General features: G+C 45.6%; 25 protein-coding genes. 4 read left to right on the forward strand and 21 right to left on the reverse strand.

The window, feature by feature from the left end:
• Window positions 1–15 precede the first annotated feature (15 nt).
• The 8 genes from OB236_RS04610 to OB236_RS04645 form a co-directional block, all read right to left on the reverse strand.
• Window positions 16–1,098 (reverse strand): amidohydrolase family protein, encoded by a 1,083-nt coding sequence (locus tag OB236_RS04610; RefSeq protein ID WP_076231844.1) that lies wholly within the window; start codon window positions 1,096–1,098, stop codon window positions 16–18.
• A gap of 54 nt (window positions 1,099–1,152) precedes the next feature.
• Entirely contained in the window at window positions 1,153–1,563 is a 411-nt protein-coding gene (locus tag OB236_RS04615) for a Rieske (2Fe-2S) protein (protein WP_262682972.1), read from the reverse strand.
• 203 nt (window positions 1,564–1,766) lie between these two features.
• Window positions 1,767–2,882: an amidohydrolase family protein gene (locus OB236_RS04620; RefSeq protein ID WP_262682973.1), complete on the reverse strand. Its 1,116-nt coding sequence runs from the start codon at window positions 2,880–2,882 to the stop codon at window positions 1,767–1,769.
• 84 nt (window positions 2,883–2,966) lie between these two features.
• Entirely contained in the window at window positions 2,967–3,803 is an 837-nt protein-coding gene (locus tag OB236_RS04625; protein WP_262682974.1) for a phytanoyl-CoA dioxygenase family protein, read from the reverse strand.
• A gap of 209 nt (window positions 3,804–4,012) precedes the next feature.
• Window positions 4,013–4,786 carry an AraC family transcriptional regulator gene (locus OB236_RS04630; RefSeq protein ID WP_262682975.1) on the reverse strand — a complete coding sequence of 258 codons (774 nt, stop codon included), beginning with the start codon at window positions 4,784–4,786 and terminating at the stop codon, window positions 4,013–4,015.
• A 161-nt stretch (window positions 4,787–4,947) separates the two neighbouring features.
• Entirely contained in the window at window positions 4,948–6,750 is a 1,803-nt protein-coding gene (locus OB236_RS04635) for a sensor histidine kinase (protein WP_262682976.1), read from the reverse strand.
• Window positions 6,747–7,526 carry a response regulator transcription factor gene (locus OB236_RS04640; RefSeq protein WP_262682977.1) on the reverse strand — a complete coding sequence of 260 codons (780 nt, stop codon included), beginning with the start codon at window positions 7,524–7,526 and terminating at the stop codon, window positions 6,747–6,749. Before OB236_RS04640 ends, OB236_RS04635 begins: the two co-directional genes overlap by 4 nt.
• A 202-nt stretch (window positions 7,527–7,728) precedes the next feature.
• Window positions 7,729–9,012: an MFS transporter gene (locus OB236_RS04645; protein WP_262682978.1), complete on the reverse strand. Its 1,284-nt coding sequence runs from the start codon at window positions 9,010–9,012 to the stop codon at window positions 7,729–7,731.
• A gap of 162 nt (window positions 9,013–9,174) precedes the next feature.
• Here OB236_RS04645 and OB236_RS04650 point away from each other — a divergent pair, with 162 nt between their 5' ends.
• Window positions 9,175–9,756, forward strand: coding sequence for a TetR/AcrR family transcriptional regulator (locus OB236_RS04650; protein ID WP_262682979.1), 582 nt, complete (start codon window positions 9,175–9,177; stop codon window positions 9,754–9,756).
• A 60-nt stretch (window positions 9,757–9,816) separates the two neighbouring features.
• Here the strand turns inward: OB236_RS04650 and OB236_RS04655 are convergent, their stop codons facing one another.
• Both OB236_RS04655 and OB236_RS04660 read right to left on the reverse strand, forming a co-directional pair.
• Window positions 9,817–11,262 (reverse strand): discoidin domain-containing protein, encoded by a 1,446-nt coding sequence (locus tag OB236_RS04655; RefSeq protein WP_262682980.1) that lies wholly within the window; start codon window positions 11,260–11,262, stop codon window positions 9,817–9,819.
• 50 nt (window positions 11,263–11,312) lie between these two features.
• A complete protein-coding gene (locus tag OB236_RS04660) occupies window positions 11,313–11,660 on the reverse strand; it encodes a response regulator transcription factor (protein WP_262682981.1) in 348 nt (115 codons plus the stop codon).
• A gap of 470 nt (window positions 11,661–12,130) precedes the next feature.
• Here OB236_RS04660 and OB236_RS04665 point away from each other — a divergent pair, with 470 nt between their 5' ends.
• From OB236_RS04665 to OB236_RS04675, 3 genes are all read left to right on the forward strand, one after another.
• The gene (locus OB236_RS04665) at window positions 12,131–13,303 is read left to right on the forward strand and encodes a sensor histidine kinase (protein WP_262682982.1); all 1,173 of its coding nucleotides are present in this window, start codon (window positions 12,131–12,133) and stop codon (window positions 13,301–13,303) included.
• A complete protein-coding gene (locus tag OB236_RS04670; protein ID WP_262682983.1) occupies window positions 13,296–13,985 on the forward strand; it encodes a response regulator transcription factor in 690 nt (229 codons plus the stop codon). Before OB236_RS04665 ends, OB236_RS04670 begins: the two co-directional genes overlap by 8 nt.
• Before the next feature lie 180 nt (window positions 13,986–14,165).
• Entirely contained in the window at window positions 14,166–15,167 is a 1,002-nt protein-coding gene (locus OB236_RS04675) for an ABC transporter substrate-binding protein (RefSeq protein ID WP_262682984.1), read from the forward strand.
• Between the two features lie 85 nt (window positions 15,168–15,252).
• On the opposite strand, the gene OB236_RS04680 is transcribed toward OB236_RS04675, so the two are convergent.
• From OB236_RS04680 to OB236_RS04730, 11 genes are all read right to left on the reverse strand, one after another.
• Window positions 15,253–16,338, reverse strand: a complete 1,086-nt coding sequence (locus OB236_RS04680; protein WP_262682985.1) for a Gfo/Idh/MocA family protein — start codon at window positions 16,336–16,338, stop codon at window positions 15,253–15,255.
• Between the two features lie 37 nt (window positions 16,339–16,375).
• Complete coding sequence (locus tag OB236_RS04685) at window positions 16,376–17,503, reverse strand: rhamnogalacturonan acetylesterase (RefSeq protein WP_262682986.1); 1,128 nt, start codon at window positions 17,501–17,503, stop codon at window positions 16,376–16,378.
• 6 nt (window positions 17,504–17,509) lie between these two features.
• Window positions 17,510–17,884, reverse strand: coding sequence for a hypothetical protein (locus OB236_RS04690; RefSeq protein ID WP_076231817.1), 375 nt, complete (start codon window positions 17,882–17,884; stop codon window positions 17,510–17,512).
• Between the two features lie 2 nt (window positions 17,885–17,886).
• The gene (locus tag OB236_RS04695; protein WP_076231815.1) at window positions 17,887–18,093 is read right to left on the reverse strand and encodes a sigmaY antisigma factor component; all 207 of its coding nucleotides are present in this window, start codon (window positions 18,091–18,093) and stop codon (window positions 17,887–17,889) included.
• Window positions 18,090–18,458, reverse strand: coding sequence for a YxlC family protein (locus tag OB236_RS04700; protein ID WP_262682987.1), 369 nt, complete (start codon window positions 18,456–18,458; stop codon window positions 18,090–18,092). Before OB236_RS04700 ends, OB236_RS04695 begins: the two co-directional genes overlap by 4 nt.
• Entirely contained in the window at window positions 18,439–18,984 is a 546-nt protein-coding gene (gene sigY, locus OB236_RS04705) for an RNA polymerase sigma factor SigY (protein WP_076231810.1), read from the reverse strand. The genes OB236_RS04700 and sigY overlap by 20 nt, the downstream gene beginning before the upstream one ends.
• 605 nt (window positions 18,985–19,589) lie before the next feature.
• Window positions 19,590–20,432 carry a carbohydrate ABC transporter permease gene (locus OB236_RS04710; protein ID WP_076231808.1) on the reverse strand — a complete coding sequence of 281 codons (843 nt, stop codon included), beginning with the start codon at window positions 20,430–20,432 and terminating at the stop codon, window positions 19,590–19,592.
• A gap of 1 nt (window position 20,433) precedes the next feature.
• Entirely contained in the window at window positions 20,434–21,333 is a 900-nt protein-coding gene (locus OB236_RS04715) for a carbohydrate ABC transporter permease (protein ID WP_262682988.1), read from the reverse strand.
• 156 nt (window positions 21,334–21,489) lie between these two features.
• Entirely contained in the window at window positions 21,490–22,530 is a 1,041-nt protein-coding gene (locus tag OB236_RS04720; RefSeq protein ID WP_262682989.1) for a S66 family peptidase, read from the reverse strand.
• A gap of 165 nt (window positions 22,531–22,695) precedes the next feature.
• The gene (locus OB236_RS04725) at window positions 22,696–24,222 is read right to left on the reverse strand and encodes a response regulator transcription factor (protein ID WP_262682990.1); all 1,527 of its coding nucleotides are present in this window, start codon (window positions 24,220–24,222) and stop codon (window positions 22,696–22,698) included.
• Entirely contained in the window at window positions 24,219–25,952 is a 1,734-nt protein-coding gene (locus tag OB236_RS04730) for a cache domain-containing sensor histidine kinase (protein ID WP_262682991.1), read from the reverse strand. Before OB236_RS04730 ends, OB236_RS04725 begins: the two co-directional genes overlap by 4 nt.
• Window position 25,953: the final 1 nt, after the last annotated feature.

Below are 25,953 nucleotides of genomic sequence, written 5' to 3' on the forward strand. Positions count from 1 at the left end.
CAAGTATGTGGTTATTCAGAGCTTGTAAAGCTGTTTGGCATTCTCTTTAAAGATTCTCTGCCATAACGGCTCAGGTAATTTAGGAAACGCAAGCTTCGGGGAATCAAAATCCCAATGCGGGTAGTCGCTTGAAAACATCAACAGATGCTCGGCATCCATCATTTCCAGCGTTTGCAGCAGGTGGCTGTCATTGTCAGGCCGCTCCAATGGCTGCGAAGTAATCCGTACATGGTCGCGCAAATAATCGCTCGGACGTTTCTTCACCCATGGAACCTCATAACGGAGAGCTTTATATTCGGCATCCAATCTCCACATTAAAGCTGGCAGCCAGGATACGCCGCCTTCTACTAGCACAACTTTAAACCCGGGAAACCGTTCAAAGACTCCTTCTGTAATAAAGCTGACCAGATGCGCCTGAAAGCCGAGCGAAAGACAGGTGTGCCACTCAATATAATGGGTTGGATACCCCGGTGTAGGCTGGATATTAATGCCCATACCGTCCGTACCCGGATGAATGGCCAAGGGCAGTCCGGCTTCCGCACAAGCCTCATAAATTGGATAATACTGCCGCTGTCCGAATGGTGCCCTTGCACCGGAATCCGTCATCACCTGAACAAAATGCGGATGGCCCGCCCATCTTCTGATCTCTGCCGCTGCCGCTAACGGATCTTGGTGAGCAATCGTAATCGATCCTTTGAATACACCGTCACCATTGTATTTGCCGAGCCATGTATCCGCCAGCCAATCGTTAAATGCAGCAGCTACGGCGGTTGCAAAATCCGGGTCGGGGAGTAAATTACAGAAGGCACGAGGAAGGAGAATACAATGATCGATACCATATTTCAGCACATGCTGCTCTCTTAGAAATTCAGGGTCGGAGCCGCTGGGTCCCCCGCCGGGGGGCTTGGCATCCTGCCGATCCCCATGCACTGGGTTACCGTAATGCCCCCTACCCCCACTATTGAACCGTTCCCGCCAAGGCTGCTTCATGTAGGACTGGATTTCTTCCTTGTTTTTCGGATAGGGATGTACATCACAATCAATGATTCCGGTTTTATTGGTGCTTCGATTATGAGTGCTTTTTATCTGTTCCTCCATAATGAGGTACCGCCCCTTTCTGTGTTTTCTGCCGCCGTGCCGAATAAACCTACATTATCTGTGCACAGAAACCATAACGCGCTCCTCCTCGACACTGACCGGGAACGTCTCCAGCTTGGGCTGCTCCTCCTCAGGCAGTTCTACCTCAACCTCATAGGTTTTCACCCAGCAGCGATTGGGGTCGAACAACGAGTGCCCGTTCGTTAGATCGAATTCCCAGCCATGCCATGGACAGCGGAGAATCTCTCCTTCCCTGCCATACAGAAACTCTCCTGGCTGAGAGGGAAGCGTCGTTCCCGATACTTTGCCCACACATAATGGCGCCTGCTGGTGAGGACAGCTGTTTTTCACTGCGTAGTACGTACCATTAACATTAAAAACACCCATCGTAATGCCTTCTACCGTAACAATTTTCCTTTGACCCGGTAATATTTCACTGGTGGCTCCTACCAAATGCTTGCCCATCTGCCGATTCTCCCCTCTTCCTAATATTTAATTTCAAGGTCCGGTGAACAATGAGCGGAGCGGTCAAATAATCCTGGAAAAGCGGAGCGGTCGCCTTTGTTTCCGTATTTATACAGCTAAATGTCTTATACGATCAGAGAAATACGGAAACAACAGCGATTGGAGGGATATTTGACCGCGCAGCTGAAACTTATTCACCGGACCTATAATCCATAAAACTCCTCCGCATTTTCAAAAAAGATTCGGTTGTACAGCTTCTCCGGAAGCTTGGGAAAAGCCGATTTCGGATTATCAAAATCCCAGTGCGGATAATCCGAGGAGAACATCAGCAGGTGCTCGGCATCCATCATTCTTAACATATCCATAAAATCCTCATCGTTATTTGGTCTTTCCAACGGCTGCGAAGTAATCCGCACATGGTCACGCAAATATTCACTTGGCATCTTTTTGACCCAGGGGATTTCGTGACGTAATGCCTTGTACTCCATATCGAGCCGCCACATCAACGGAACCAGCCATGTCGAGCTGCCCTCGACCAGCACGATACGCAGATCCGGGAACCGTTCAAACGTTCCTTCCGTCAAGAGACTGACCAAATGCGCCTGAAAGCTGAGAGACATACAGGTATGCCATTCAATGTAATGGCTTGGATTGCCTGGAGACGGAAGAATATTAATGCCAATCCCATCTAATCCCGGATGCAGAGCAAGCGGTAAATGATGTCTGCTGCACGCTTCGAATATCGGATGAAAATTGCGGTGTCCCATCAGAAATCTGGCACCCGAATCGGTAGTCACCTGGATGAAATGCTTGTGCCCTGCCCAACGGTCGATCTCCTTGGCAGCGGAGGCTGGATCGCTATGATTGATAACGATCGACGACTTGAATATGCCGTCATGATTATCGTCAGGGCCGATCCACGTATCGGCGATCCACTCGTTATAGGCCGAAGCAATTGCATTGCCGTAATCCAGATCGGGAAACTGGCAGCTGTTCTCGCGCGGAATCAAGATCGCGGTTTTGATATTATTGGCTTCAAGCAGCTGCTTGCGCATGAAGCCCGGGTCAGAGCCAGCCGGTCCTCCGTCGGGTGGAAGCGAATCCTGACGCATACCGTGGGAGGGGTTGCCGTAAAACAACCCTCTCCCTCCTCCCCGAAACCGTTCTTTCCAGAACTTCGGCAAGTATTGCCTAATTTGATCCATACTTTTGGGTATCGGATGCACATCACAATCGATAATGCCGTGCTTCACTTTCTTTCTTGCTGCTCTGGAAGCGTCCGAAGGTTCGTTTACTGCTGTCTGCTCATTTACTGACATCGCATATCCCCCTTGCTTAAGCATAGTCATTATGGTCGCTCTATCGTTGAACTCATCCATTTACCTGTGCATTGCTCTACCTATTTATTTGCCCACCTGCGCAGGTGCATGCTCCTTCAACCATATCTTCAGCGGCACCTCTTCATCCGTTGGTGTGTAATAACCGTTGCAGTTAATCCCGTCACCCAGTAGCTGCCGCTGAATCGGATCACACTTCGGATACAGATCCTGTACCGTCATGTCGTCCTTTGTCCGTATCCAACGGTATCCATAACCATAGAAGAGCACCTTGCGCGTAATGTCAGACCAATTCGGACTTGCCGCATGCCACAACCTCCGGTCGAAGAACACGGCCGTTCCCGGCTTCACACATACGGGAATCGCTCCTTCGAGCTGACCGATCCCACTCTCAGGTCTGACCATTGTATTATTCAAATGGCTGTTGGGAACGATCCAGAAATTACCGCGTCCAGGCTCGGAAATATCCGATAAAAAATACGCTACTTTCAACGACATACGTGGGCGCGGCTCCGATTCCATTTCGATATTCATCCGCCCGCTGTCCTGGTGCCAGCCGAACGTTTTATCGTTCTGCTCCGCGCCGCTCGGAGGGGTAACTATCATATGGGCATGATACAAATAGATGTTCCAGCCGAGAATTCCCCATACTTTAGGAAGTACCTTTTCATAATCGAGTAAATCAAGGAAAAGCTGATGATCCGGAATAAAGTTGGGATGAAACAATGCCTTCGTTGTATCATGACCGGCCTTTACCTTCGTTTCGAATATATGGTCAACCTCTTTGGTAAGCGCTGCCACTTGCTCGGGAGATAAAGCATTTTCCAGGATCAGGTACCCTGTCTCGTTAAACGTTTGACGCTCTTCCTCTGTTAATGCATACTGCAAACTCGATGGCTCCATTGATCATTTCCTCCATTTCAAATTATGATGGCTACTTGGCTATTTCAAGCGTAGAAGCTTTCTTCTTCTCTATCAGCATAGTCCCTTTTTTCCTTCAGCACCATTAACGATACCCGCCTCTTTGTACGATCTTACGATTGTTGCAAAGTTTTTTAGAAAGAAAAGACACCTGCTGCATTTCTGTGCAAGTGCCTCTATGAAAGTTAAATCTATCCGTATTTTTCATTCAAAAAATCTGTCGGCGAATAACCGGTTACCTTTTTAAAAACGCGGTGAAAATAAGCCTGGTCACAAAATCCCGTCTGCTCGGCAATCTCGCGAACTGTTATCGATTTGCTCAGCATCAAATCCTTCGCTACCGAGATCCGCACATCATGAAGATATTCTATCGGCGTAAAGCCGGTCACTTGCTTAAATAAACAGGATATGTAATTGGGCGTTTTTCCACTGTAATCCGACAAATCCTGCAGCTTGATGGATTCCTGATGATGATTGTGGATATAGTTTTTGATATCGGTAACGAGCTTCAATTTCCGTGTACCAAGCTCCCTGTGATCCAGGTCGCTGTTGATCATACTGAGCATCTCCAGCAGAATCGCATAACAGGTTGTGTCCAGATAAGGCCCCTTCATCTGCCAATGATGGGTTAACTGCGAGAATCTCAGCTTGAAATACGCGGAGTTTTGAATTTTCATTTTAAAGCTCTTTTTCTTGTCCAGTATCGGCAGCAGTCCTTGATCGGCTCCTGTCGAACTGAACACCGTTGCATACCTTTGATGGTATTCAATAGCTGCTCCGCTGCGCAGCGAACCCTCCGGAATGTACAAAATATCACCCTGCTGCAGCGGGATTTTCTCATTATCAACCCAATAAATCAATTTGCCGCTTGTAATAAAAATCAATAAATCATGTGTGGTTACGGTGCGATCCATCCTCCAGCTGCTGTCAAGCTCTTTCACATAACATGAGTGCAGGTTAAACATCCACATCCGCCTCCTTGTATTATCACTTTAATTGTAAACGTTTTCTAAGGGAATTCCAGAGATTCGTTTCGGACGATAGGGTAATAAATTCGGAACTTACAGCATTAAGATTCAATCATGAATATGACAAAAAGTGTTGTCCATCATGCAGTAGTACATCTTCACCGCTCTGCAGGCTGCTCGTCAAAGGAGATGGGGATTTGCAGGCTAACCTGAGTCCCTTCATTCTCGATGCTGTTAACTTCGATGCCGTACGGCTCACCAAAAGCAAGCTTGATTCTCCGCTGTATATTCAATAAGCCCAGCCCCTTTTCCGTGGAAAAGCTCTGATCGATATCCGCCGCTTGCAAGCGTTGGCGAAGCTTGTGAAGCTCTGCAGCAGGTATCCCTTTACCATTGTCGGCAATTTCGAAGCGTACCACATTGTCCACCGTTACCCAACCCTTTATGGTCAAAATCCCTTTGCCGTTCTTCCGCTCCAGTCCATGATAGATCGCATTTTCAACAATCGGCTGCAAGATCATTCGTGGAATCCTCATACTGAGAACGTTGTCTTCGATGCTGATGTGCTCACTGAATTTGTCAGTAAATCGGATGGTCATGATACGCATATAATCCTGAATGCAATCCATCTCATTGTTGATTTGGACAAAATGATCCTCCTTGATGCTGTACCTGAATATTTTGGCCATCGATGTAGCGATCTCCACAATTTCCATCACCCGGTTGGCAAGCCCGATGCTTCGAACACATTCCAACGTATTATACAGAAAATGAGGGTTGATCTGACTTTGCAGAGAAGCTAATTCAGCTTGTTTTTTGGCTAACTCCATCTGATACAATGAAATGCTGGCTTCCAGCAATTGCTCATTCGCTTCGTCAACCCGATCCAGCATCCTGTTGATTTCAATAGCCAAAAAACCCATTTCATTGCCGATCGACATTTTCAGTCTTTGCTTGCCGTCATTGTTCCCGATAAAATTGACAAAACGTATAATCCGCCCAAAGGGCAGCGTCACACTTCGGATAAACAGCAGGCCCATCACCAAAATAAGCAGCGTCATCGCCGTGCCGATCATAAAACCGCTGTTGCGGATAGCCCGCAGTTCGTCGGTCATTTCGTTAATCGGTATCATGCTGACAATTCTCCAATCCAGAAGTTCAATCTCGTTGATTTGAACATGGTTCAGCTTCTGACGATATTCCACCTGATGCTCCCTGCTGTCGCCTTCCATGCCTCCAAAAATCGATTTATCAAAAAAAGTTCCTTTCATCGAGCTTTCATCCGCCGTAACAATGTGGGATTCATTATCGAGAATCATCAGTAATGAATTGGGTGTGTTCTTAATGTTGGTTATATGCTGGTCCAAAATTTCTGTTTTATAAACGACAATACATTTTCCCAAATCCGAAACTGTGCTGTCACTGTTTAGCGTGGAAGAAATGGAATGATAAAAGAAGTAGGCGGGCCGCTCCATTTTTTCACTATTAAATACTTTCCCGAAAAATTTCGTTTGCGAACGAAAAACAGGCAAGCTGTATTTCTTCTCAAACTCCTCAAGCACTACATAATCCTCGGGGTTTAAGGCGCCGAGAATATTGTTGTTTTTATCCACGATCATAATCGATTGAATATTCTTGTTGGAGGCTTTAATACCGGACATAATTTCTATCACAATCTTGTTGAGTCGAAGTCTGTAGATCGGGTCATCCGAGCTTAAATAGTCATGTGTCATCGTGTTGTAAGAGGAGGCCAGGGCAGCATCCTTAATATCCTGCGCATAGGAAATCACCTTTTCCTCCACCTGCTTCAAGATTTTGGAGGTGTGTACATTTTCCTTGTCCTCGGTCAGCCCATAAAATTTGGAATAGTAATAAATTTGCAGTGAAAATATCATCAGTGTGGATATGCCGACAATGAGCAGCAGCTTGTGCATTAAAGTCATTTTTGTTAATAATCTCATGCCTGATCCACCTGCTGGCTCTTGCGGTAGCCTGTCGGAGTCATGCCAAACCATTTTTTAAAAACCTTATTGAAATAATTGCAGTCTTTATAGCCTACTGTCCGGGCAACCTCGTGAACCGATAAATGGCTTTCCTTGAGCATCTGTTCGGCTTTATTCATGCGCAGGCGGGTTACAAATTCGTTGAAGGTAGATTTCGTAGCCTTTTGAAATAAATCACAGCAATACGTGTAGTTGATATAAAATTTGTGCGAAAGCTCCTTCAGGTACAGCTCATCCTCATAATGATGATTGACATAGTCCAGCAATTGTTTGAAATTCTCATTGATGAGTGGGCTCGGCGCAGCATTCTCGGCTTTTGGCTCCAATTCTCTTGCCGCGACTTCTTTTGGTAGATGCATCGACTCCAAATGGTGGCTCAACCGCTCCAGCAAAGCATCCGCCGCATCGAATTGAAGCGGTTTCAACATATAATCAAAGCAGCCCAAGCGAATCGACTCCTGCGCATAATGAAAATCAGCCGCTCCACTAATAATAATGAACTCTGCTTTGATCCCCTGCTCCCGGCTCAGCTTCATCAGGTCTATCCCCGTCAGCTCCGGCATCCTGATGTCCGTCATAACCACATCCGGCTGCTGTTTAAGGATGGTGTCGTAGGCCAACAAAGGATCGGTTGTATCCGCTATCACCACAAAACCGAAATCGTCCCATCTGAACGTGTTGAGTATACCTTTAAGCACCCAAGGCTCATCATCTACAATTAAAACGCGATACATAGCTTTTCTCCTTTCGTAACCAAAAGGTACTTTGGATCCTCATCGTACCATCCTCGACTGATCAACAGAATTATAGGCACCTTCAAGCTCATTCTACTTGAGGATTCATCCAAGCGTAAAGGACAGCATGAAAAAAATCACAGTCATTTGACTATGATCATTCATTTTTTCCTCTTGGATTACTTGATGCTTGCGCCTTGTATCAGCTGGCTGTATCAGACGTTGGTGTTAAATGCCGGGTTAATGCCCAAAAGAGCAGCGCTAAGGCGCTGACCGCAGCACCCAGCAAGCATACGGCGATCCAGCCTGCATGTGCGTACACGAAGGTTGAAGCCACTGAACCCGTTGCACTGCCGATGGAATAAAAGATCATATAGCCCGCTGTAAGACGGCTGCGCGATTCCGGACGAACACTCAAGATCATGCTCTGGCTAGTCACGTGCACAGCCTGCACGGCGAAGTCCAGGGCGATCACACCAACAATGAGTGCCCACAATGAGTGCTCGGCCAAGCTGATTGCCAGCCACGATCCCAGTAATACGACAAGAGCTATACCTGTTGTTCGCTGCCCTAACCCACGATCAGCCAGTTGTCCTGCTCGCGCTGCCGCTAACGCTCCCGCAGCACCTGCTAGCCCAAACGATCCGATTGCGGTATGTGACAGTGAAAGTGGCGGTGCACTGAGCGGCAGAACCAGCGAAGTCCACAAGATGCTGAACGCAGTAAAAATCAACAAAGCGATCACGGCACGGATAAGCAATACCGGTTCCTGAACAAACAGCATGAACACCGAGCGCAGCAATTTGGGATACGATAACGCCGCTGTCATTTTTCCCTGGTGAGGCAATACCCGGAACATCACACAAGCCATTACCAGTGTTAATGCCGCAGAGATCATATAAACCGCACGCCATCCGGCAAGATCGGTCCAGACACCGGCAAAAGTACGCGCCAGCAAAATACCAATAACCACACCGCTCGTCACCAAGCCAACCACATGTCCACGATCAGCGGGCGCAGCCAGAGTCGCCGCATATGCGACAAACACCTGCACGACTACCGCCATTAATCCGACTACAGCCATACCTATCAACATGACAGCACTATTAGGTGCACAACCGACCGTTATAAGTGCAAGAACAGATATGAGCATCATAGTGACAACCAACTTGCGCCGATCCAACAGGTCGCCAAGCGGTACCAGCAAGAAAAGCCCCAACGCATAACATATTTGAGTAATCGTAATGATAATCCCAATCGACGAATAAGCGATACCGAATTCGTTAGCTATCGTGTCAAGCAGTGGCTGCGCAAAATAGATGTTGGCTACAGCCAGCCCACAGGCAACTGCCAACAACAGCGTAATGGAGCGTGAAAGGGATGGAACCCTACCTGAACCGGATTTAGTAGACTCTACAGTTGTTCTGGGTTCTACACCGCTTGAATCCTCATTGACAGCTAATGCTTGTTCATCAAGCTTTTCCATAAGCTAACACTCCTTATATATAAATCTTCATTTTATACTGATCAGTATGTTATGATGGTTAATAATATATAAGTTATCATTTGTTATGTCAATGGATTTGACAATATCGCAAACGAATAATAAAATCATACTATACTGATCGATATGAAAAGAGGGTTCCACATGGTACGTCTTCGTGAATTTGATGAGCACAAGGCATTAGACGCAGCTATGCTTGTATTTTGGGAGAAAGGATACGAGGCCACCTCATTAAGTGATTTGACTTCTACAATGGGTATTCAACGACCCAGTATTTACGCAGCATTCGGGAATAAAAAGGAACTATTTGAAGCTGCACTTCGAAAGTATATCCAGTCTCATGCTTCAAGTATAAGAGCTCAACTTCAAAAGAATCCATCAGTCAAAGCTGCAATTCGTTCCTATTTTGAAAATTTGGTGGCACAGGAATACGAAGAGGCGCCTAATCGGGGATGCTTTTGCATTAATACGATGGTAGAGCTTTCCCCTCATGATGCCAAATTTGAAATATTGACCAGAGAGCATCAGATGTATTTGTCCGTCATATTTCAAGAAACGATCGAACGAGGCCAACAATCGGGTGAGCTAGATCCAGCTGCGAATGCAACCGCTTTGGCGCAGACACTTGTCGTGTCATTAATCGGACTTACTGTGCTCATGAAATCACGTCCCAATCGTTCCTTTATTGACAATTCTGTGGAGTCCATCCTTACTTTGCTCCATTAACCTGTTATAATTGCACAAAACAAAAAACCTCCCAATGGAGGTTTGATGAACTGACTAAAGTTAACGCACCGAAATCTGACTCAATAACATGAATAGATCCTCTCGATTAAAAATCCCATCCTGATTGACGTCGATTTGCATAGCAGGACTGCTCATCATGCGAACGATATCGTCCACACCAATTTGATTATCCAATGTCAGATCAAATGCTTTGAATGTAATGACGGGTCTGGAAGGGATCGCATTATTGAATTCATTATTGCTCGTTTTGAACGCTCCGCTATGTGATGAAAAAGTAACCAAGGTTTCATTCAATAATACAGGCGAGGAAAATGTTAATTGGATTGTTTGATGACTGGGATCTGTCGAATCATAGACGGCATGAGTTACTGGAATTGGAGCTGCATTGACGATAACTTGAAATTTGTCCGCCTGCATGCTGTACGTCACATCCAGGACCGAAGATAATTTTAACTTTATCGTATTTCCCTCTGCGTTGCCAAAAGCAGATAGTACGCCCACGTTCTTCACGCCCGGAATTAAGGCCGTTTCTAACGTTACAATAGCTGCTTCCGCCGCTGTTAATTTACTCAGATTCGTGACCAGATTTTTTTGGCTCACAGTGAGATTAGTATAGGCGGTACGAGCCGCGATGATAGCTGGCTTGTCCGTTAATACAACAGCTCCCTGAATCGGCAATTGTTCAATTTGCGCTATCATTGCAAAGGCTGCAATCTGATCTGCCACGGCTGCTTCCAGTGCGGCTATGGCTGCTTCCGCCGCTGTTAATTTACTCAGATTCGTGACCAGATTTTTTTGGTTTACTGTGAGATTATCGAAGGCGGTACGAGTGGCGACGATAGCCGGTTTGTCCGTTAATAAGACAGCTCCCTGGATCGGCAATTGTTCAATTTGCGCTATCATTGCAGAAGCTGCAATCTGATCGGCGGATTGATGTAAGAATACTTCAAGCTCAACAAGCCCGGTAGCATAACCGCTTGTGTTGGTAAATACAATTCTTAATTTAGTCGATGTCACTGTATCAAAATTCACTATATTTAAAGTGTTCTCCGGTGTTGCCACGTTATCTACAGCGGCGGTAGGTGTTTCTGGGGTCTTTATTTGATTTGCCGCTTCTACCCAACTATTACCATTCCAATATTGGACAAGATAGCTCGCTGGAGGAATCACCCCACCTCCGTCATTATAAAAGTATAATTTAGCCTGATTAAACGTTGTAGGTGACCCAAAATCAATAGCCAACCAATCCGTTTCACTCCCGGTATAATAGCTGGTCCATCTGTCACGCGGTTCATTACCTTTGAAGTAAAAAGTGCCATTAACGGCACTCCATACATTGTCACAGCCACAGGTGTAGGATGCTGTAGCCTCGGGGTAACCTGTCTGACTCGGATTTAAAGCAAGATTTGGTTCACTTGCTGCATTAACGAGGTTTGATGCAAACACAACGGACAGCAAAATGGCCATTATTAAAAATGCAATCATTACTCCTTTATTCACAGCTGAAATATAAATACCTCCATCCATAGGTTTGATCATAATATAGTCGCAACTCGATTGTTATTAGCGGAATCTTGTTCACGAACGTTTAGTACATGATTGAACAGTAGGGAAAGCAGCTTCCGTGTCGAGCGAATGCCCATCCTTTTCATAATATTGGCAAGATGATTTTTGACAGTTTTTTCACTAATTACGCAATACTCGGCAATTTCACGATTGGAAAAACCATATACAGCAATCAGTATGAGAATTTCCGATTCTCGCTGTGTAAACTGATTACAATCTAAAAAATCTTGCATAGCGGGACCTATTCTCTGAATCTGGAGCTCATTCAATATCTCATATTCCATACCGTCGTTTTCATGAGATTTTCCGTTCCTCATATGACGATTTCCTACTGTCAATAGAGAGCTTCACCTGTTCAGGCTTGCCTCCCCTTATTAAACCGATAAGCAGACATAGAGTCGAAATTAGAAGAACGCCGCCTAGTACATTCCATAAAATCAGAAACATGATCCATGCCTCCCTTGAATTTCTATTTTCATCTGTAATTGCTGAACAGGTCCACAGCTATATGACTTTCCACTGACATAAATCCCAGTCCTTTTGACCTACACCTTATATAGGCACTAGCATCTTTGGGCGACAATACCTATTTAAACACCTATATCTAACCTAGTCTATCATACTCTTCTATTATAGATGATTCTAATGGCCTAACCCAGATGAAGAAATTCACTAGAAAAACAGTATTTTGGTCATATCTCGACATTATTTTCTAAATAATATGACTTAAGTCATGTTTATGGTAAAATAAAGTCATTAGATATTTCACTTCATGTGAGGGTATGCCATGGATACGCAATTAAATAGAAATCTAACTTTAATCTTGACTGCAATTGTACTAGTAGCATCCGTCACCTTACTGCTCCATACGACTAATTTTTCTATTGGACTTTGTTTACTAACTTGTACTTTTATCGCAGTCGTCCTGTTTCGGGATTATATCCTGAAGGTCGATCTGCACCGAAGGACTGGCGTTCTATTTTTAGTTTCTCAACAGGCTCTAGCACTTATCATATGGGTAGTTTCAGAGGACTTCTTTGCACAGGTTTATGTTTTGATTCTCATAGGTGAATTTACTTTTCATCACTCCAGAAACCGTTCGCTTATTTTTACTATAGTGAGCTATATCTGCTGTTTGCTGAGCCTTTGGATTTTCAAACAGTTCCCCCCTTACGAACAAATTTTCTTTACTTTTCCTCGAATCATCGAGTACTTCGCCATTTTTGGAATGAGCTTTCTTGCAAAAATCGCTTTTCAGCAAAAAAATCAATTGGCCAGAGATAACGAACAACTGCGAATCGCCTCGATTGAGTTGGAGCGCAAAGCCATATTACAAGAAAGAACACGAATATCCCGTGAAATTCATGACTCGGTTGGGCATACGCTGACATCAGCGTTAACAGGACTGCAAACAGCCGCACATGCTATCGGGAAAAGTCATTATTCGCTTGCTTTGGAAATGATCGATAGAACGAAAGATAATATTCTCAGCGGACTGGACGACGTACGAACCTCAGTACATCTGTTGCGTGAAAACCTCCCGAGCCATCCGTTCATACCTGAGCTTATGGGGTTAATTGAGGAAACGGAAAAGTTGACAAATGTGGAAATTGCATGCGAAATTGATACTACGATTCCAGAATTGTCGCCCATGATCGAGCTAACGATTTATCGTGCACTGCAAGAGGGCATAACGAACGGGATTCGGCATGGTAACAGCACGTTGTTCCAGTTCTCATTAACCTATGACTCTGCGTACATTCGATTTATGTTAGCCGACAATGGCAAACCTCCACTCCAAATCGTTCATGGCTTTGGCCTGAACGCTATGAACGAGAGAGTTGCAGATGTTGGCGGAAAGCTTGCGATTTCAAGCCACAATTTGGCTGGCGGTGTCACGTTGGAAATAACGATCCCATATCAAGCAAAAACGATCGAGCGGAGTGAGCAACTTGTCTAAAACAACCATCCTTATAGCAGACGATCAACCTTTAATCCGTGATGGTTTGGCGGCCATTCTAAGCATGGAGGACAACTATGCCGTAGTAGCCAAGACAGGTGACGGAATAGCCACACTAGCACAGGTACAACTGCATCGTCCTCAACTAGTATTGATGGACATCCATATGCCGAAGCTGGATGGATTGGAGGCAACCAGACAAATCAAATTGCAATTTCCTGAGATTAAGGTGTTGATATTATCAACCTTTGAGGATGAAGATTACATATGGGAAGCGATTCGTCATGGAGCAAGCGGCTTTTTGGTCAAAGGCATTGAGACTGAGAAGATGCTTTCTGCGATTCAGGACTGTATGGGTGGGAGAATCAATTACCCTTACAGCATTCAGCTGAGACTTGCCCGGATGCTCCATGCTTCCGAGCAGCATAAAAACCGATCGTCACAGGACAATATGGCACCAGCTTACCCCGATCAACAACACGATGAAAAGTTGAATGGCTTGTCGATCCAGGAACGCAACATTTTAAGGAATCTAAAACAAGGAAAGTCCAACCAAGCTATCGCTTCAGAATTGTTTCTGACAACTGGTACCGTAAAAAATTATTTGAGTACGATTTACAAAAAGCTGAAGGTTTCCAGCCGGTCTGAGGCCGTCGCCTATCTTCACGAAAATGATCTTTAATTAGTTCATATTCATATTACATAAGTCTCGGATTAAACTGGATTCCTGAGCCAACGCTCCAGAATCTGATTTAGCAATTGACGTGGCCCTTCATATCCCTTATTATTTTAATGATAATGATAACCATTATCATTTTTTGTGTTTGTTAAAGCCATTTACTTTTTCAGAGGAGAGACATTCATGCTATCATTACTGAGATCTACCCGTAGTCCGTTGCTGCTTTTAGTATCGGTTATTCTATTGTTCATAGCAGCAGGCTGCGGAAGCAATCCCCAACAAACGACCCCAGTCGCAGCCACACCAGCTCCATCAGCAGCCGCTTCACCACAAGCTGAAGCCCCACGGGTAATTAAACATGCTATGGGTGAAGAAACCTTAACAGGTACGCCGAAGCGCGTTGTTATTCTGACGAATGAAGGAACAGAAGCGCTGCTTGCAGTCGGCATTAAACCGGTTGGCGCTGTTAAGTCCTGGTACGGTGAGCCTTGGTATGAGCATATTAAAGCAGACATGAAGGACGTCACTGTGCTTGGTGATGAATTACAACCAAATATTGAACTGATCGCCAGTCTTAAGCCCGATTTAATTATTGGCAATAAAGTCAGACAAGCCAAAATTTATGATCAATTGAAGAACATCGCTCCTACCGTATTCTCAGCTGATTTATCAGGGGACTGGAAAACGAATTTTAAGCTGTATACAGAAACGGTGAACAAAAAGGCCGAAGGTGAGAAAGCTATAGCAGCGTTCGAAAAACGTGTTGTGGATGTAAAAGCCAAGCTTGGAGCTAAGGCAGCTACCCAAATATCGCTTGTGCGCTTTTCCGCTGCGGAGGTCCGTATGTATCAAAAGCAAACCTTTGCGGGTCTACTTTTGTCTCAGCTTGGATTTGCCCGCCCTGCCTCCCAGGATAAGGACGCCTCATTTGAAAAAATGACCAAGGAATCGATCCCTAGTATGGATGGTGATGTCCTGTTCTATTTTGTAACTGAAAATACCGGTAAGACAGATGCAGCCAATGTGGCCGATAATTGGTTAAAGGACCCTTTATTCAAAAACTTGAACGTGTCCAAAGCCAACAAAGTCGTAAAAGTTAATGATGTGATCTGGAACTCGGCTGGCGGCATTCAAGCGGCTAACCTGCTTCTGGATGAAATCGTTACCTACTTTGAAGTAAAGTAAGCAGCGTCATATTGTTAATAAGAAATGAAAAACCTCTCCATCCGCCCGATCTTACGATCAGGGGATGTGAGAGGTTTTATTATGGTTAGTCGATTATTGCCCACGGCTGCACGTCGGTAGTGACCACTCCGCCTGAAGCAATCGCCTGCTGAATCATCAAACCGAGATATTGATCCTGCGACGCTTCCCGCAGTCCGTAACTACTTGGACCACCCGCCGCATATTCAGCCATTCTGGCCAAACATGTTGCGATTGCAATTTCATCATCATTCAGACGCGATCCAACAAAAGGATTGTGATACATCCACTGATCACCGGCCATGATCCCTTGCAGGAAATAGCCTTCCAGGTTGCCGTTTTCTCCTTTATTAATCCGTTTAAAATCCAAATACTGCGGTGTCGCATAATCAGCCAGCACGTTAATGCGCTGATCCACAATTTCTCCCCGTTCACCTCTTACACTGACCAAATTGGAACGAACCCACGACCTGTATTGATCATTGCAAAAGTCATAAACGCCAAGCTTGCCATCCTCAAATTCAAGCCATGCCAGTTCCCGTTTAGATTGAATGAGCGTTTCTTCCGTAGGAGGGCCACTTCGTGTCGGTCCACCCATCAGCGGTGTCTCATGCCGCATCGCACGAATCTTGACCTGCCCATAGCCGGCTCCCAGCAGCTTACGCATCAGATTCATTCCATGATAATCATGGGCGGTTGATACATAAGCTTCCGAAATTGTACCCAGTCGCCCCGATTCCACAAAAGCTTGCCTTGCCGCATGGAGTGGCTGATCATGATACTGCTCGGCGACCTGAATCCGGGCTCCGCTCAGCGTAAGCTCATGCAGCCTGAGCAGTCCTTCCACATCCTGGGCAGGTGGCGTTTCCGTCAAAGCTGGTATGCCGCGCTCTGCCAGCTCAAACAGGAAGTCCGGACATACCGTACGCGCTACCGATACGACAACAAAGTCCTGCTGCTCCTTCTCCAGCAGCTCTTCCAGAGTACGATAAGTATGTACGTTCCACTCCTGCTCAATGAATTGTCCCTTGTCCGGGTCTCGAACGACCAGACCGGACACCTCAAAGCGTTCAGGCAATTCTTTGGCAATGCGCAGGAATGCTTGTGTGCGGAAACCACCGCCGATGATACTGAATCTAGCCTTTTTCCCCATTGTTCGTAACCCTCCCTTTATAATTGTAATGCGGTGTTTAGTTCAAAAACAGCATCAGCGGATTAAGCTGGGCTTGCCTGATCCCTTCAGCTGCGAGCTTGGCAACTTCAATCGCACCCCGCTCCTGAAAATGCGTATTATCAGCCGCACCCGACGGGTGGTTCGGAAATTCGCCCGGCACCGACCAAAGAAACAGCCTTTTGGATCGCTCCGCGCCATAAGCCTCATAGAGCTTTCGCGTTTTGTCGGCAAGATCAATAACCGGAACCTCCTCGGCCTCACCCAGCTCCTTAACCGCTTGCAAATACTCTCCGTGCGTGTTGATAATCAGACCATTCTCGTCAAATATACGACGATGAACCGCTGTGATCAATACGGGTAACGCGCCTCGTTCTCGAGCGCCATCGATATATAATTTCAAAAAGTGCTTATAGGTGGTAGCGGGTTCAGTACGCCGCTCCAAGTCCGGTTTTTGATCGTTATGCCCAAATTGGATAAGCAGATAGTCGTTTGGACGAATAAGCTGCAGAATGGCTTCCAATCGTCCTTCATCAATAAAGCTTTTGGAGCTGCGGCCGGATTTGGCATGATTGGCAACAGCGGCTGAAGCATTCAGACAGTGCGGCAGCATCTGTCCCCAGCCCGCATAGGGATAACCCTCGGCCTCCTGATCCGTGACAGTAGAGTCACCAGCCAGAAACACGGTCACAATCTGGGAGGACGCTGTAATCTCCAATGCATTTAGCCGCGGTGCTATGCCTGAGAATGCCAGAATGAGCTGTCCCCCGCTTACATGTACAGCGAAGCTGCGCTTGATGAATTGACCTGCTGCGGTTTGCAGACGATGAAGCAGCAGACGGCCCTCACCCGATTTGACGGTTGTCTCCGTAGCCGTTAAGGTATCGCCGACCATCAAGGTGACATGATAATTGCCGTCAGGGACATCGACGATAAAAGCCGTATTTAAAGGAATACAAAAATCTCTGCGTAGCCCGCCTGCTTCTTCTCTGTCAATGGCATATACCTTATTCACATCTGCAAAGCCATACCCCAATGATACATCATAGGAGGTTTCTGCCCCTATTTTCACATAGCTGTTCTCCGCTGCTCCCAAACCAAAATCAAACTTAAATGCTGCACCCACTGTACGTTTCCTCGCCATCATCTAAATTTACTGCTGCATGCCCCGGTTTTTTATATACTCAAGCCTGTGCTCTGCAATAAGCCGTTCGGTTTCGACCGGATTTTCAATTTGAAAAACGACCTGTTTAAACTCATGATCCCTCAATTCAAGCACAACCACATCATTATGATTTTCATAGGATATAAAGCACCAATGGCCATCAATCAAAAACCGACCTTCCCTCACATCAGCGATCGAAGTACCTACACGAAATTGAAACATGGATAACTTAAAATCGCTGACCGATGCCTGAATGATCTCGGTGTACGGTATTTCAACTCTGCGTCTTAGAGCCCCCACACTCGTTAATCCGGTTAAATGCAAAATCAGCATATCCTTTGTAAATTCGACAGATCTTGACATATTCATGTCCTCCTCTTAAAAATTTTACGTGCAAACAACAAATAAATCAATGTTGGTAAAGGAAATTGAAACAAACCCCATACGCCCCAGAACCACGGGTACAATCCACGCTTACGCGCATCGTAGAACAGCCAAATACTTTGTGACAGCAGGATGGCACCAAGCAAGATCCATGCCCAAATCGGCACCTCCGAAGGCTCCAGCTTCATGCTTCCACCCGCTTTCTGAGCAGCGATACCAGTACAAACGGAACAATTAGAACCGCTATCAGCTGGATGATGAGAAATATAACAGGTGTCCAGAGCGTCAGTGATATAAATAACGACAGTAATATAACAGCAATTATCACAAACAAACCGAGCTCGAGAACCAATCTCTTGCGATTCACCGCTTGTCGCTGTTGGATCTGCTGTTGAAACCAGTCAAGCTCTGGTGTGAATACATGGATGTGCTGATCCAAACCGTCCCAACCTTCACGCAGCGCAGCAGTAATCGCTTCATCCTCTACATCAAGCAGCTTATCAATGTCCGTATTGGACCTCTGGTGGTGATTGTCAGTCTCGGACTTCTTCATGCTCATTAAGCTCCTTTCGCAGATTCCTTAATCCGTTGTGGATCCGGGATTTGACCGTTCCGACAGGCACATCCAGCATATCGGCGATCTCTTCCTGGCTGTATCCATAGTAATGCTTCAAAATAATCGGTACCCGAATATCGCTCGACAGCCTATGCAGGGCATTCAAAACATCAGACCATTCACCCCCGCTTTGCGTTAGCTGCCACTGTAGATTGCGGACAGACTGAAGCTGCTCCTGTTCCTGCCAATTCCGTTCACGTTTCTTCTTTCTGAGCTCATCCATATAAAGTCGTGTAGCAATCGTGATCAACCAGGAGGAGAATTTCGACTTTCCATTGTAAAGATGCAGCTTTTCCATGGAACGCATCAGTGCTTCCTGTGTCAAATCCTCGGCCGTTTGCACATTCATCGTGAGCTTGATCACATACTTTAATATATAGCTGTAATGCTGTTGGAATAGCTTCGACAGCGCAACACTATCGCCTTTTTGCGCTTGGTAAATCAGTTGCTGTTCGTCCGTCATCACGAGCCATTTCCTTTCGACTATGTTCGAAACACCTATTATACGACTGAGATGGCATTAAAGTTCACTGCCCCCAAAAAGAAAAAAGAAGCCGCGGCATGTTCCAGCCTTCAGCCTCTTCATGTAGAATTTCACCAACCCTGACGTGCAAGCAGCGATGACAGGAAAGTCAATGCCAATCCTTATCCCCAACCCTGCAACCGCTTATGCGGCACATTTCTGTAGCTTTCAATATCACGCTCTACAACTTTATCTATCACTGCACGAATTTCGTTAAAAGTCCGGTGAATAAATCTCGCTGCGTGGCCAAATATCCTTCCGATCGCTGTTGAAATCGTGAAATTGGATGAGATTAAGCGGTTTTTTCACGATTTCAAAGGCGAACGCTTACGCTTCTCCAGGATCATTTGGCCGCTGCGCTCGTTCTTCTCCGAACTTTTAAATCCAATACTTCAGTATTGCCCTTTGCACTGGCCCTCTATCCCTAATCTTTAAAGCGAGGTAAGTACGAAGCGGAGTGGTCATAGTGTTCTGGAGAAGCGCAGTGATCGTAAGAACACTATGACCGCGCAGCCACCCGCACACAAACATACCTCCGCTTTACCTTACTTCAATCCACTCGTACTAATACCCTCAACAATGAATTTTTGGAAAATAAAGAATACGATCAGTATCGGCAAGAGAGACAGTGTCGACATGGCGAACATACCACCCCAGTTATTAAGCGAATCGCCATCGAGGAACAGCTTCAGCGCCAGAGAAACCGGATATAAGGTAGGCTTGTTCAAGTACAGCAACGGATTGATAAAATCGTCCCATTTCCAATAGAAGGAGAAGATCGCAGATGTCATCAATGCAGGAACAATCAATGGCACAATAATCCGGAAAAAGATCGTATATTTGTTGCAGCCGTCCATCTTTGCGGCCTCATCCATTTCTGGCGGAATCGTACGGATAAATTGCATGATCAGGAATATGAAGAAAGGCATCCCGAAGAAGCTCGGTACAATAACAGGTTTAAAGGAACCTAACCATTCCAGCTTTGCAAACATAACGTATTGCGGGATAACCGTAACATCGTGCGGCAGCATCATAGTGAACATGACGCAGGCGAACCAGAAGGATCTGGCTTTAAACGGAATTCTAGCAAGTGCATAAGCGACAAGGCCTGAGGAGACAACAGCACCGATTGTCGACAAAATAACGATGATGAACGAATTCTTAAAGAACGTGGTGAACGTGTTGCCGGCAAAACCTTTCCAGCCGGATGTATAGTTGACCCATTGAATACTGCTTGGAATCAGGTTATAGGCTGTTGAGAATACTTCACTACTTGGTTTTAGGGAGCTGGCTGCGAGCCATATGATGGGATACAGCATAATAAGAGCCAATCCGCCAATGAATACATGATAAAGGACTGCTTTTACTTGTCTTGTGCTGGATGTCATGTTATTTGTCTCCCTTCGACTCGTAGTGAACCCAATATACGGATGATTTGAAGATAGCAAGCGCTAGCAAGCCGATCAGAATCAGCATCACCCATGCCATTGCGGATGCATATCCCATTTCAAAAAATACAAAAGCTCTACGGTACAAATACAGCGAATATAAAAGTGTATTATCGAGCGGACCGCCCTCACCTCTTGAAATAATGTACGCCGGGGTAAAGGTCATAAAGGCACCAACGGTTTGCATGATCAGGTTAAACAATACGATCGGGCTGAGCAAAGGCAATGTGATTTTGAAAAAGCGGTGAAACGCATTCGCTCCGTCCACACCCGCCGCTTCATAGTAGGAAATCGGGATATTTTTCAGCCCTGCCAGGAAAATCAGCATCGAGGAACCAAATTGCCAAACTGAAAGCGCTATCAAAGTCCACAAAGCAGTTCCCGGACTTCCGATCCAAGAGGTATCTGTATGAATGCCAATGACGCCAAGCATTGAATTCAAGAGCCCTTTATCGCCAAAAATCTGAATCCACATAATCGAAACCGCGACACTGCCGCCGATCAAGGAAGGCAGGTAGTAAGCAGAACGGTAAGCACCAATACCGCTAATTGCTTTATTAAGCAGTATAGCTACGAATAAAGCAAAGCCCAGTCGCAGCGGAACACTTGCAAATACATAAGTAAAGGTAACCTCCAGGGACTTCCATATTTTATCGTCATCCCACATTTTCTCGTAATTTCCGAGCCCGATCCAAGTTGGTGATTCCATTAAATTGTATTCGGTAAATGAATAATACAAGGAAGATACAATCGGAAATAAAGTGAAAATGAGAAATCCGAGTATAAACGGAGCTGCAAACACGTATCCGACAACATTGTCCTTTTCCCACAGCTTAGTCATGAATTTCAACCCCTATACAAGTAGTATGCAGTATGTGTTGCTTTCCTATATATTCTATTATAAAGATTTTGAGAGGGTTAGGAATTTAAAAAACCGTCCACTTTGTTCAAAATACAGACTCTTGACATCATTCTGCTGCCCTCGAATTAGTAGATATCAAGTATAGGACATGATTATGCTTCCCTTCCCTGCGCTGCTGGATACATGAGCGAAAGCCCCATTTACTAATGTCAGCTGAGGTGGGACATGACCAATATCCACCTCATAAATGACAGGTATATGCAAATTATCAAATACTTGATGCAGCGCATCCTGCAATCCAAAGTCTTGTGTAGGGGAATAGCCTGCTGGTCTACCGATAAGCACTCCATTCGTATTCTCAAACCAACCGCAATGCTTCATTTGCCACAAATGCCGATACAGCTCAGCGGCATTCATCTCACAGCTTTCCAAATACCACACCATTCCGGTTTCATGGCAATACTGCTGTGAGAACTCTTGCACAGGTGCATAACGAGTACCGATCAATATCGATATCGTATCGAGACAGCCACCTATTAATCTTCCAGTCATCTGCTGTTCGTAGGTTGGATCGTCTTCCTTACCAAGAATCTTCCATACTGTGGGTGTATCCAGATTAAAGCCCGGTTTGGGGAAGTCCCAAGATGATTGGTATAAATCTGAAGATACTTGCTCGACAGATTCATTGGCACCAGTCCCCAGCACCTCAGCCCATCGCGAGCTGATAACACTTGGCGTAGCAGAGCGAAGATCGATATAGTTCGTTCCATGTGCTGTCGCAAATCCGGTTAATAATGTATACGCAAACAAAAATGTACTGATGTCCGAATATCCAAGAATCCACTTAGGCGCAGTTGCCTTCAACAGTTCCCAATCCAGCAGCGGAAGAATTTCCATCAAAAATTCACCACCCCAAGGAGGAATGATAGCGCTCACATGTTCATCTAGTAAAAAGCTTTGCAGTTCCTGCGCTCTAACCTTCTTCGAAGCACTGACACATTTATGCTGAGACCAGATTGTGTTTCCTTCCACAACCCTGTAGCCAAGCTCCTCTAACACACATTTAGCTTGTTTAAGTACATCATGCAAAGGTTTGCTAACCCCGCTGGAAGGGGCTGTGATTGCTATTAAATTGCCTTTAGCCAATGCTTTGGGGTAAATAATCGAGTCCGACACAAGCACACCACCCTGGAATTATTTTCTAGATACCACTATGTGTGAATCTTATCGCAAACCACACCGTGCGTCCATATGTTTCCTGAGTGAGAGCTGCTTCAGAATTTGTAGTACACAATCGTTACAAAAAGACTTATACGTCTCTGCGCATAAGTCCGAATTCCATTAATAGGATTTAATTTGCTCTTTCGTCTGCGTCTCTTGCTGCATAAGCTGTTTTCTATAATCGGAAGGATAACAGCCCGTATGTTCTTTAAATAGCTTGGTGAAGTGCCGAGTGCTGAGGTAACCCATTTGCTCGGAAACCTTTTGTACCTGGGCATTGGGCAAGGCGAGCAGTTCCTTGGACTTGAGCATGCGGATATGGGTGACATATTTGATAAAGGTCGTACCTGTTTTTTTGCGAAACAATGTACTCAAATAATTGGGTGTTACATTTAACTCCTGTGCAACCTGAGTAATACTAATATCCTGCATATACTTCTGCTCAATATAGGCGATTGACATATCCACAAGCGAGCAGCCTATCCCTTCCCCACTGCTGAGAAGCTGCTCGCCATGGCGACTCAAGCCATCTTTCCAAAGTGAGAAAGTTTGTGTGTGATCCAGCTTGCAATCCAGACCTACATCGATGAAATCGCAGATTGTAGACTTTAAGGTGCTTAAACAGCTTTCTTCATGCTTATGGGACCAACGCTCCAAATCAATTACCGTTTTGGCATACGTCATGTAATCCTTCTCTTTATAGCATTGATTCAGCCTGAGAAGAATGGCTGCCAGCTCTTCTAGCCCCTCCTTGGAGGATAATTTGGCTAATTCAGCCGCAGAAGAGCAGCAATTAATTCCATTCACGGCGCGCAGCGGGCCCCAAGCCTGCAGCTCGTCAAGCCGCTCCAGCAGCACGTTACAATTCTCACACTCCTCAGAAAAGATCGCGGTAATCGCTATGCGGTTGTTCCCGTCTTGATTAACCGCTTCCTTCAGATTGGTGAGCAGCTGCTGGACCAATGTGTTCGATCTACAGTGATCTGCCTGATTCCATGCCGTAATAAATGCGGCTCCTCCCATAGGCATCAGGATGAAAACTCCATAAACCCCGGAAGCTGAATAGGCATCCATCGAGCGCCGAAGCTTATCTAAGTACGGTGATCGTCCAACCATTTTTCCTACATCGCAATGGCTGCCATCGTTATAAATCATCACAATTTGAAACCGAACGTGCGGAATCATACTGTCATCGGGTAGCATGTGAACATCCGTTAATCCATGAACGAGGGAAACCAACTCATTTTCAAACCGTTTACCCAGCAGCAGCTGTCGTTTCTGCTTTTCCTGCGAGGATTTGATTAAGGCTTCCTCCAGATCCTGAGGACTGACTGGTTTGAGTAGATAATCAACCGCCCCACGTTTCAATGCCTCCTGTACATAGGAGAAATCTGAATAACCAGACACGATAATCCAGTACGTATTCGGCGAAATGATCGAGCCCTTCTCCATTGCCTGTAATCCGTTCAGCAGGGGCATACGAATATCGACAAGTACGATATCGGGCTTTTCCCGCCTAATCAACTCCAACAGCTCCGCACCGTTCGTGGCTTCTCCAGCTAGCTCCCAGGTCCCCTCCATTTCTGCGATCATGCTGGTTAAGCTGATCCTGACCAGGCTTTCATCGTCAGCAATGACAATCCTCATAGTGTTCCCCCCTGAACAGGAATATGAATGGTTATCGTCGTTCCTTCAAGAGGCTTACTGTATATAGATAGTTCCGCATGCTCATAAGCCAAATGAAGTCGCTCTCTGACATTGGCCATACCGATATCCACCTTCTCATTTACCTTATCCTGTAAGAACCCCATTCCATTATCCGCAATCACTATTTCCAGCATTTCACGATCACTTGCACGCAGCCAATGGCTTTCAATTCTAAGCAGACAGGGCCGATCCATCGGCTCGATTCCGTGAATAATCGCATTTTCAACAAGAGGCTGAAGCAGCAGCTTGGGCAGCCGGATCCCATGCACATCTGCGTCGGATTGAATATAAACCGTTAGCTTGTCGGAGAAACGAATTTGCTGAAGCTCGCCGTATTGGCGTAAAAACTGCAGTTCTTCTCCAAGTGTCGTCCAATCGTTATGCTCCAATATGTACCGCAGCATGCTGCTTAGGGAAAAGATCGCTTTTTCCAACAGCTTGCGATCACCCATCCGATTTAATCCAATAAAGCCATTCAACGTGTTGTACAAAAAATGAGGCTGGATTTGCGATTGCAGCGCTCGATATTCGGCATTGCGTTTGCTTAAAACGGCTTTATATTCACTGTCAATCAGATCACCAAGCTGATCGATCATCGTATTGAATGCGGCACCCAGCTCCGAGATTTCATCCCTCCCACGAAAAGAAAATCGGGTTTTCAGATCTCCTCGCTGTACCCGCCGCATAACGAGAATCATTTCCTTGAACGGTTTAATGATTGCACTCGACAAGACAAAGAATACTAATAAGGTCAGTACAATACCGCCTCCAGCAAAAAGAGCACCCGCCGCGTACATCCAGCGCACCTTTTCCTTGAGCTCTGTATTGGATAGCAGCACAACAACCGTCCATTTGGCCGTTGATATTTGCTTGGATACGACTACGTAAGAATCCACGGTTTGACCATTCGGTCCTTCAGGAATCGCCTTCTCCTCCAGCTCTCTGGACAGAGGATGAGTGGAATAAATCAATTTTTCGTTATCATCATAAATAGCGATAATCGAGCTTACATTAAAGCGGATATCACGAACAATTCGCTCCAGCACCACCGTATCCGCATCAGCCATAATCACAGCCAGCGGCTGGCTTGAATCCGGGTCCTTAATGAGTCGTGCTACCGAAAATACTTGGGTAGTAGTGCGGTACTTCAAATAATCCTGCGGATGCACACTAATAAAACTGACCCTTCCATCCGCTTCAAGCGCCTTCTTGTACCAATCCTGCTTCGTAAAAGGGAAGTTCTCCGTGGCTTCATTCGCATTCGTTAATGAAGTTACATAGGCAGAGCCATCAAAAGGCAGAAGAATGGTGCCTAAAATATCTTTTCTCGTGTTTTTCAGGAAAATGGGGAGCGTCCCCGTTAATGATTTTTCTGTTAAGTATTTCGTATAGAGCTCGGTCTCGCTCGTTTCACTTGCCTTTACCTTCAGCGCTTGCATCACTTCGGCGCTCCAGTATGGAGCTACCGTTAATCGCTCCAAATCTTCAAGATACGTTTCCAAATTACCGGAAAGTGTCGTTAAAGTCCCTTCTGTCAAAGCCGTGGTATCCTCCGAAATCAGACTGTGAAAGTAGGATGGCATAGCCCAGATAATGATTAGCACCGGAACAATGATCGATATGATGAAGAGCATCGTCAATTTCATTCGTAAGGAATACGCAAGCCTCATC

The sequence above is a fragment of the Paenibacillus baimaensis genome (assembly GCF_025567575.1).

Coding starts and splice junctions, on each gene's coding strand:
- OB236_RS04710 (WP_076231808.1), bottom strand. CDS start 20,432: ATGACATCCAGCACAAGACAAGTAAAAGCAGTCCTTTATCATGTATTC.
- OB236_RS04730 (WP_262682991.1), bottom strand. CDS start 25,952: ATGAGGCTTGCGTATTCCTTACGAATGAAATTGACGATGCTCTTCATC.
- OB236_RS04715 (WP_262682988.1), bottom strand. CDS start 21,333: ATGACTAAGCTGTGGGAAAAGGACAATGTTGTCGGATACGTGTTTGCA.
- OB236_RS04625 (WP_262682974.1), bottom strand. CDS start 3,803: ATGGAGCCATCGAGTTTGCAGTATGCATTAACAGAGGAAGAGCGTCAA.
- OB236_RS04700 (WP_262682987.1), bottom strand. CDS start 18,458: ATGAAGAAGTCCGAGACTGACAATCACCACCAGAGGTCCAATACGGAC.
- OB236_RS04695 (WP_076231815.1), bottom strand. CDS start 18,093: ATGAAGCTGGAGCCTTCGGAGGTGCCGATTTGGGCATGGATCTTGCTT.
- OB236_RS04610 (WP_076231844.1), bottom strand. CDS start 1,098: ATGGAGGAACAGATAAAAAGCACTCATAATCGAAGCACCAATAAAACC.
- OB236_RS04630 (WP_262682975.1), bottom strand. CDS start 4,786: ATGTTTAACCTGCACTCATGTTATGTGAAAGAGCTTGACAGCAGCTGG.
- OB236_RS04645 (WP_262682978.1), bottom strand. CDS start 9,012: ATGGAAAAGCTTGATGAACAAGCATTAGCTGTCAATGAGGATTCAAGC.
- sigY (WP_076231810.1), bottom strand. CDS start 18,984: ATGACGGACGAACAGCAACTGATTTACCAAGCGCAAAAAGGCGATAGT.
- OB236_RS04685 (WP_262682986.1), bottom strand. CDS start 17,503: ATGATGGCGAGGAAACGTACAGTGGGTGCAGCATTTAAGTTTGATTTT.
- OB236_RS04620 (WP_262682973.1), bottom strand. CDS start 2,882: ATGTCAGTAAATGAGCAGACAGCAGTAAACGAACCTTCGGACGCTTCC.
- OB236_RS04655 (WP_262682980.1), bottom strand. CDS start 11,262: ATGATTGCATTTTTAATAATGGCCATTTTGCTGTCCGTTGTGTTTGCA.
- OB236_RS04650 (WP_262682979.1), top strand. CDS start 9,175: ATGGTACGTCTTCGTGAATTTGATGAGCACAAGGCATTAGACGCAGCT.
- OB236_RS04665 (WP_262682982.1), top strand. CDS start 12,131: ATGGATACGCAATTAAATAGAAATCTAACTTTAATCTTGACTGCAATT.
- OB236_RS04690 (WP_076231817.1), bottom strand. CDS start 17,884: ATGTCAAGATCTGTCGAATTTACAAAGGATATGCTGATTTTGCATTTA.
- OB236_RS04680 (WP_262682985.1), bottom strand. CDS start 16,338: ATGGGGAAAAAGGCTAGATTCAGTATCATCGGCGGTGGTTTCCGCACA.
- OB236_RS04660 (WP_262682981.1), bottom strand. CDS start 11,660: ATGAGGAACGGAAAATCTCATGAAAACGACGGTATGGAATATGAGATA.
- OB236_RS04615 (WP_262682972.1), bottom strand. CDS start 1,563: ATGGGCAAGCATTTGGTAGGAGCCACCAGTGAAATATTACCGGGTCAA.
- OB236_RS04725 (WP_262682990.1), bottom strand. CDS start 24,222: ATGAGGATTGTCATTGCTGACGATGAAAGCCTGGTCAGGATCAGCTTA.
- OB236_RS04675 (WP_262682984.1), top strand. CDS start 14,166: ATGCTATCATTACTGAGATCTACCCGTAGTCCGTTGCTGCTTTTAGTA.
- OB236_RS04640 (WP_262682977.1), bottom strand. CDS start 7,526: ATGTATCGCGTTTTAATTGTAGATGATGAGCCTTGGGTGCTTAAAGGT.
- OB236_RS04635 (WP_262682976.1), bottom strand. CDS start 6,750: ATGAGATTATTAACAAAAATGACTTTAATGCACAAGCTGCTGCTCATT.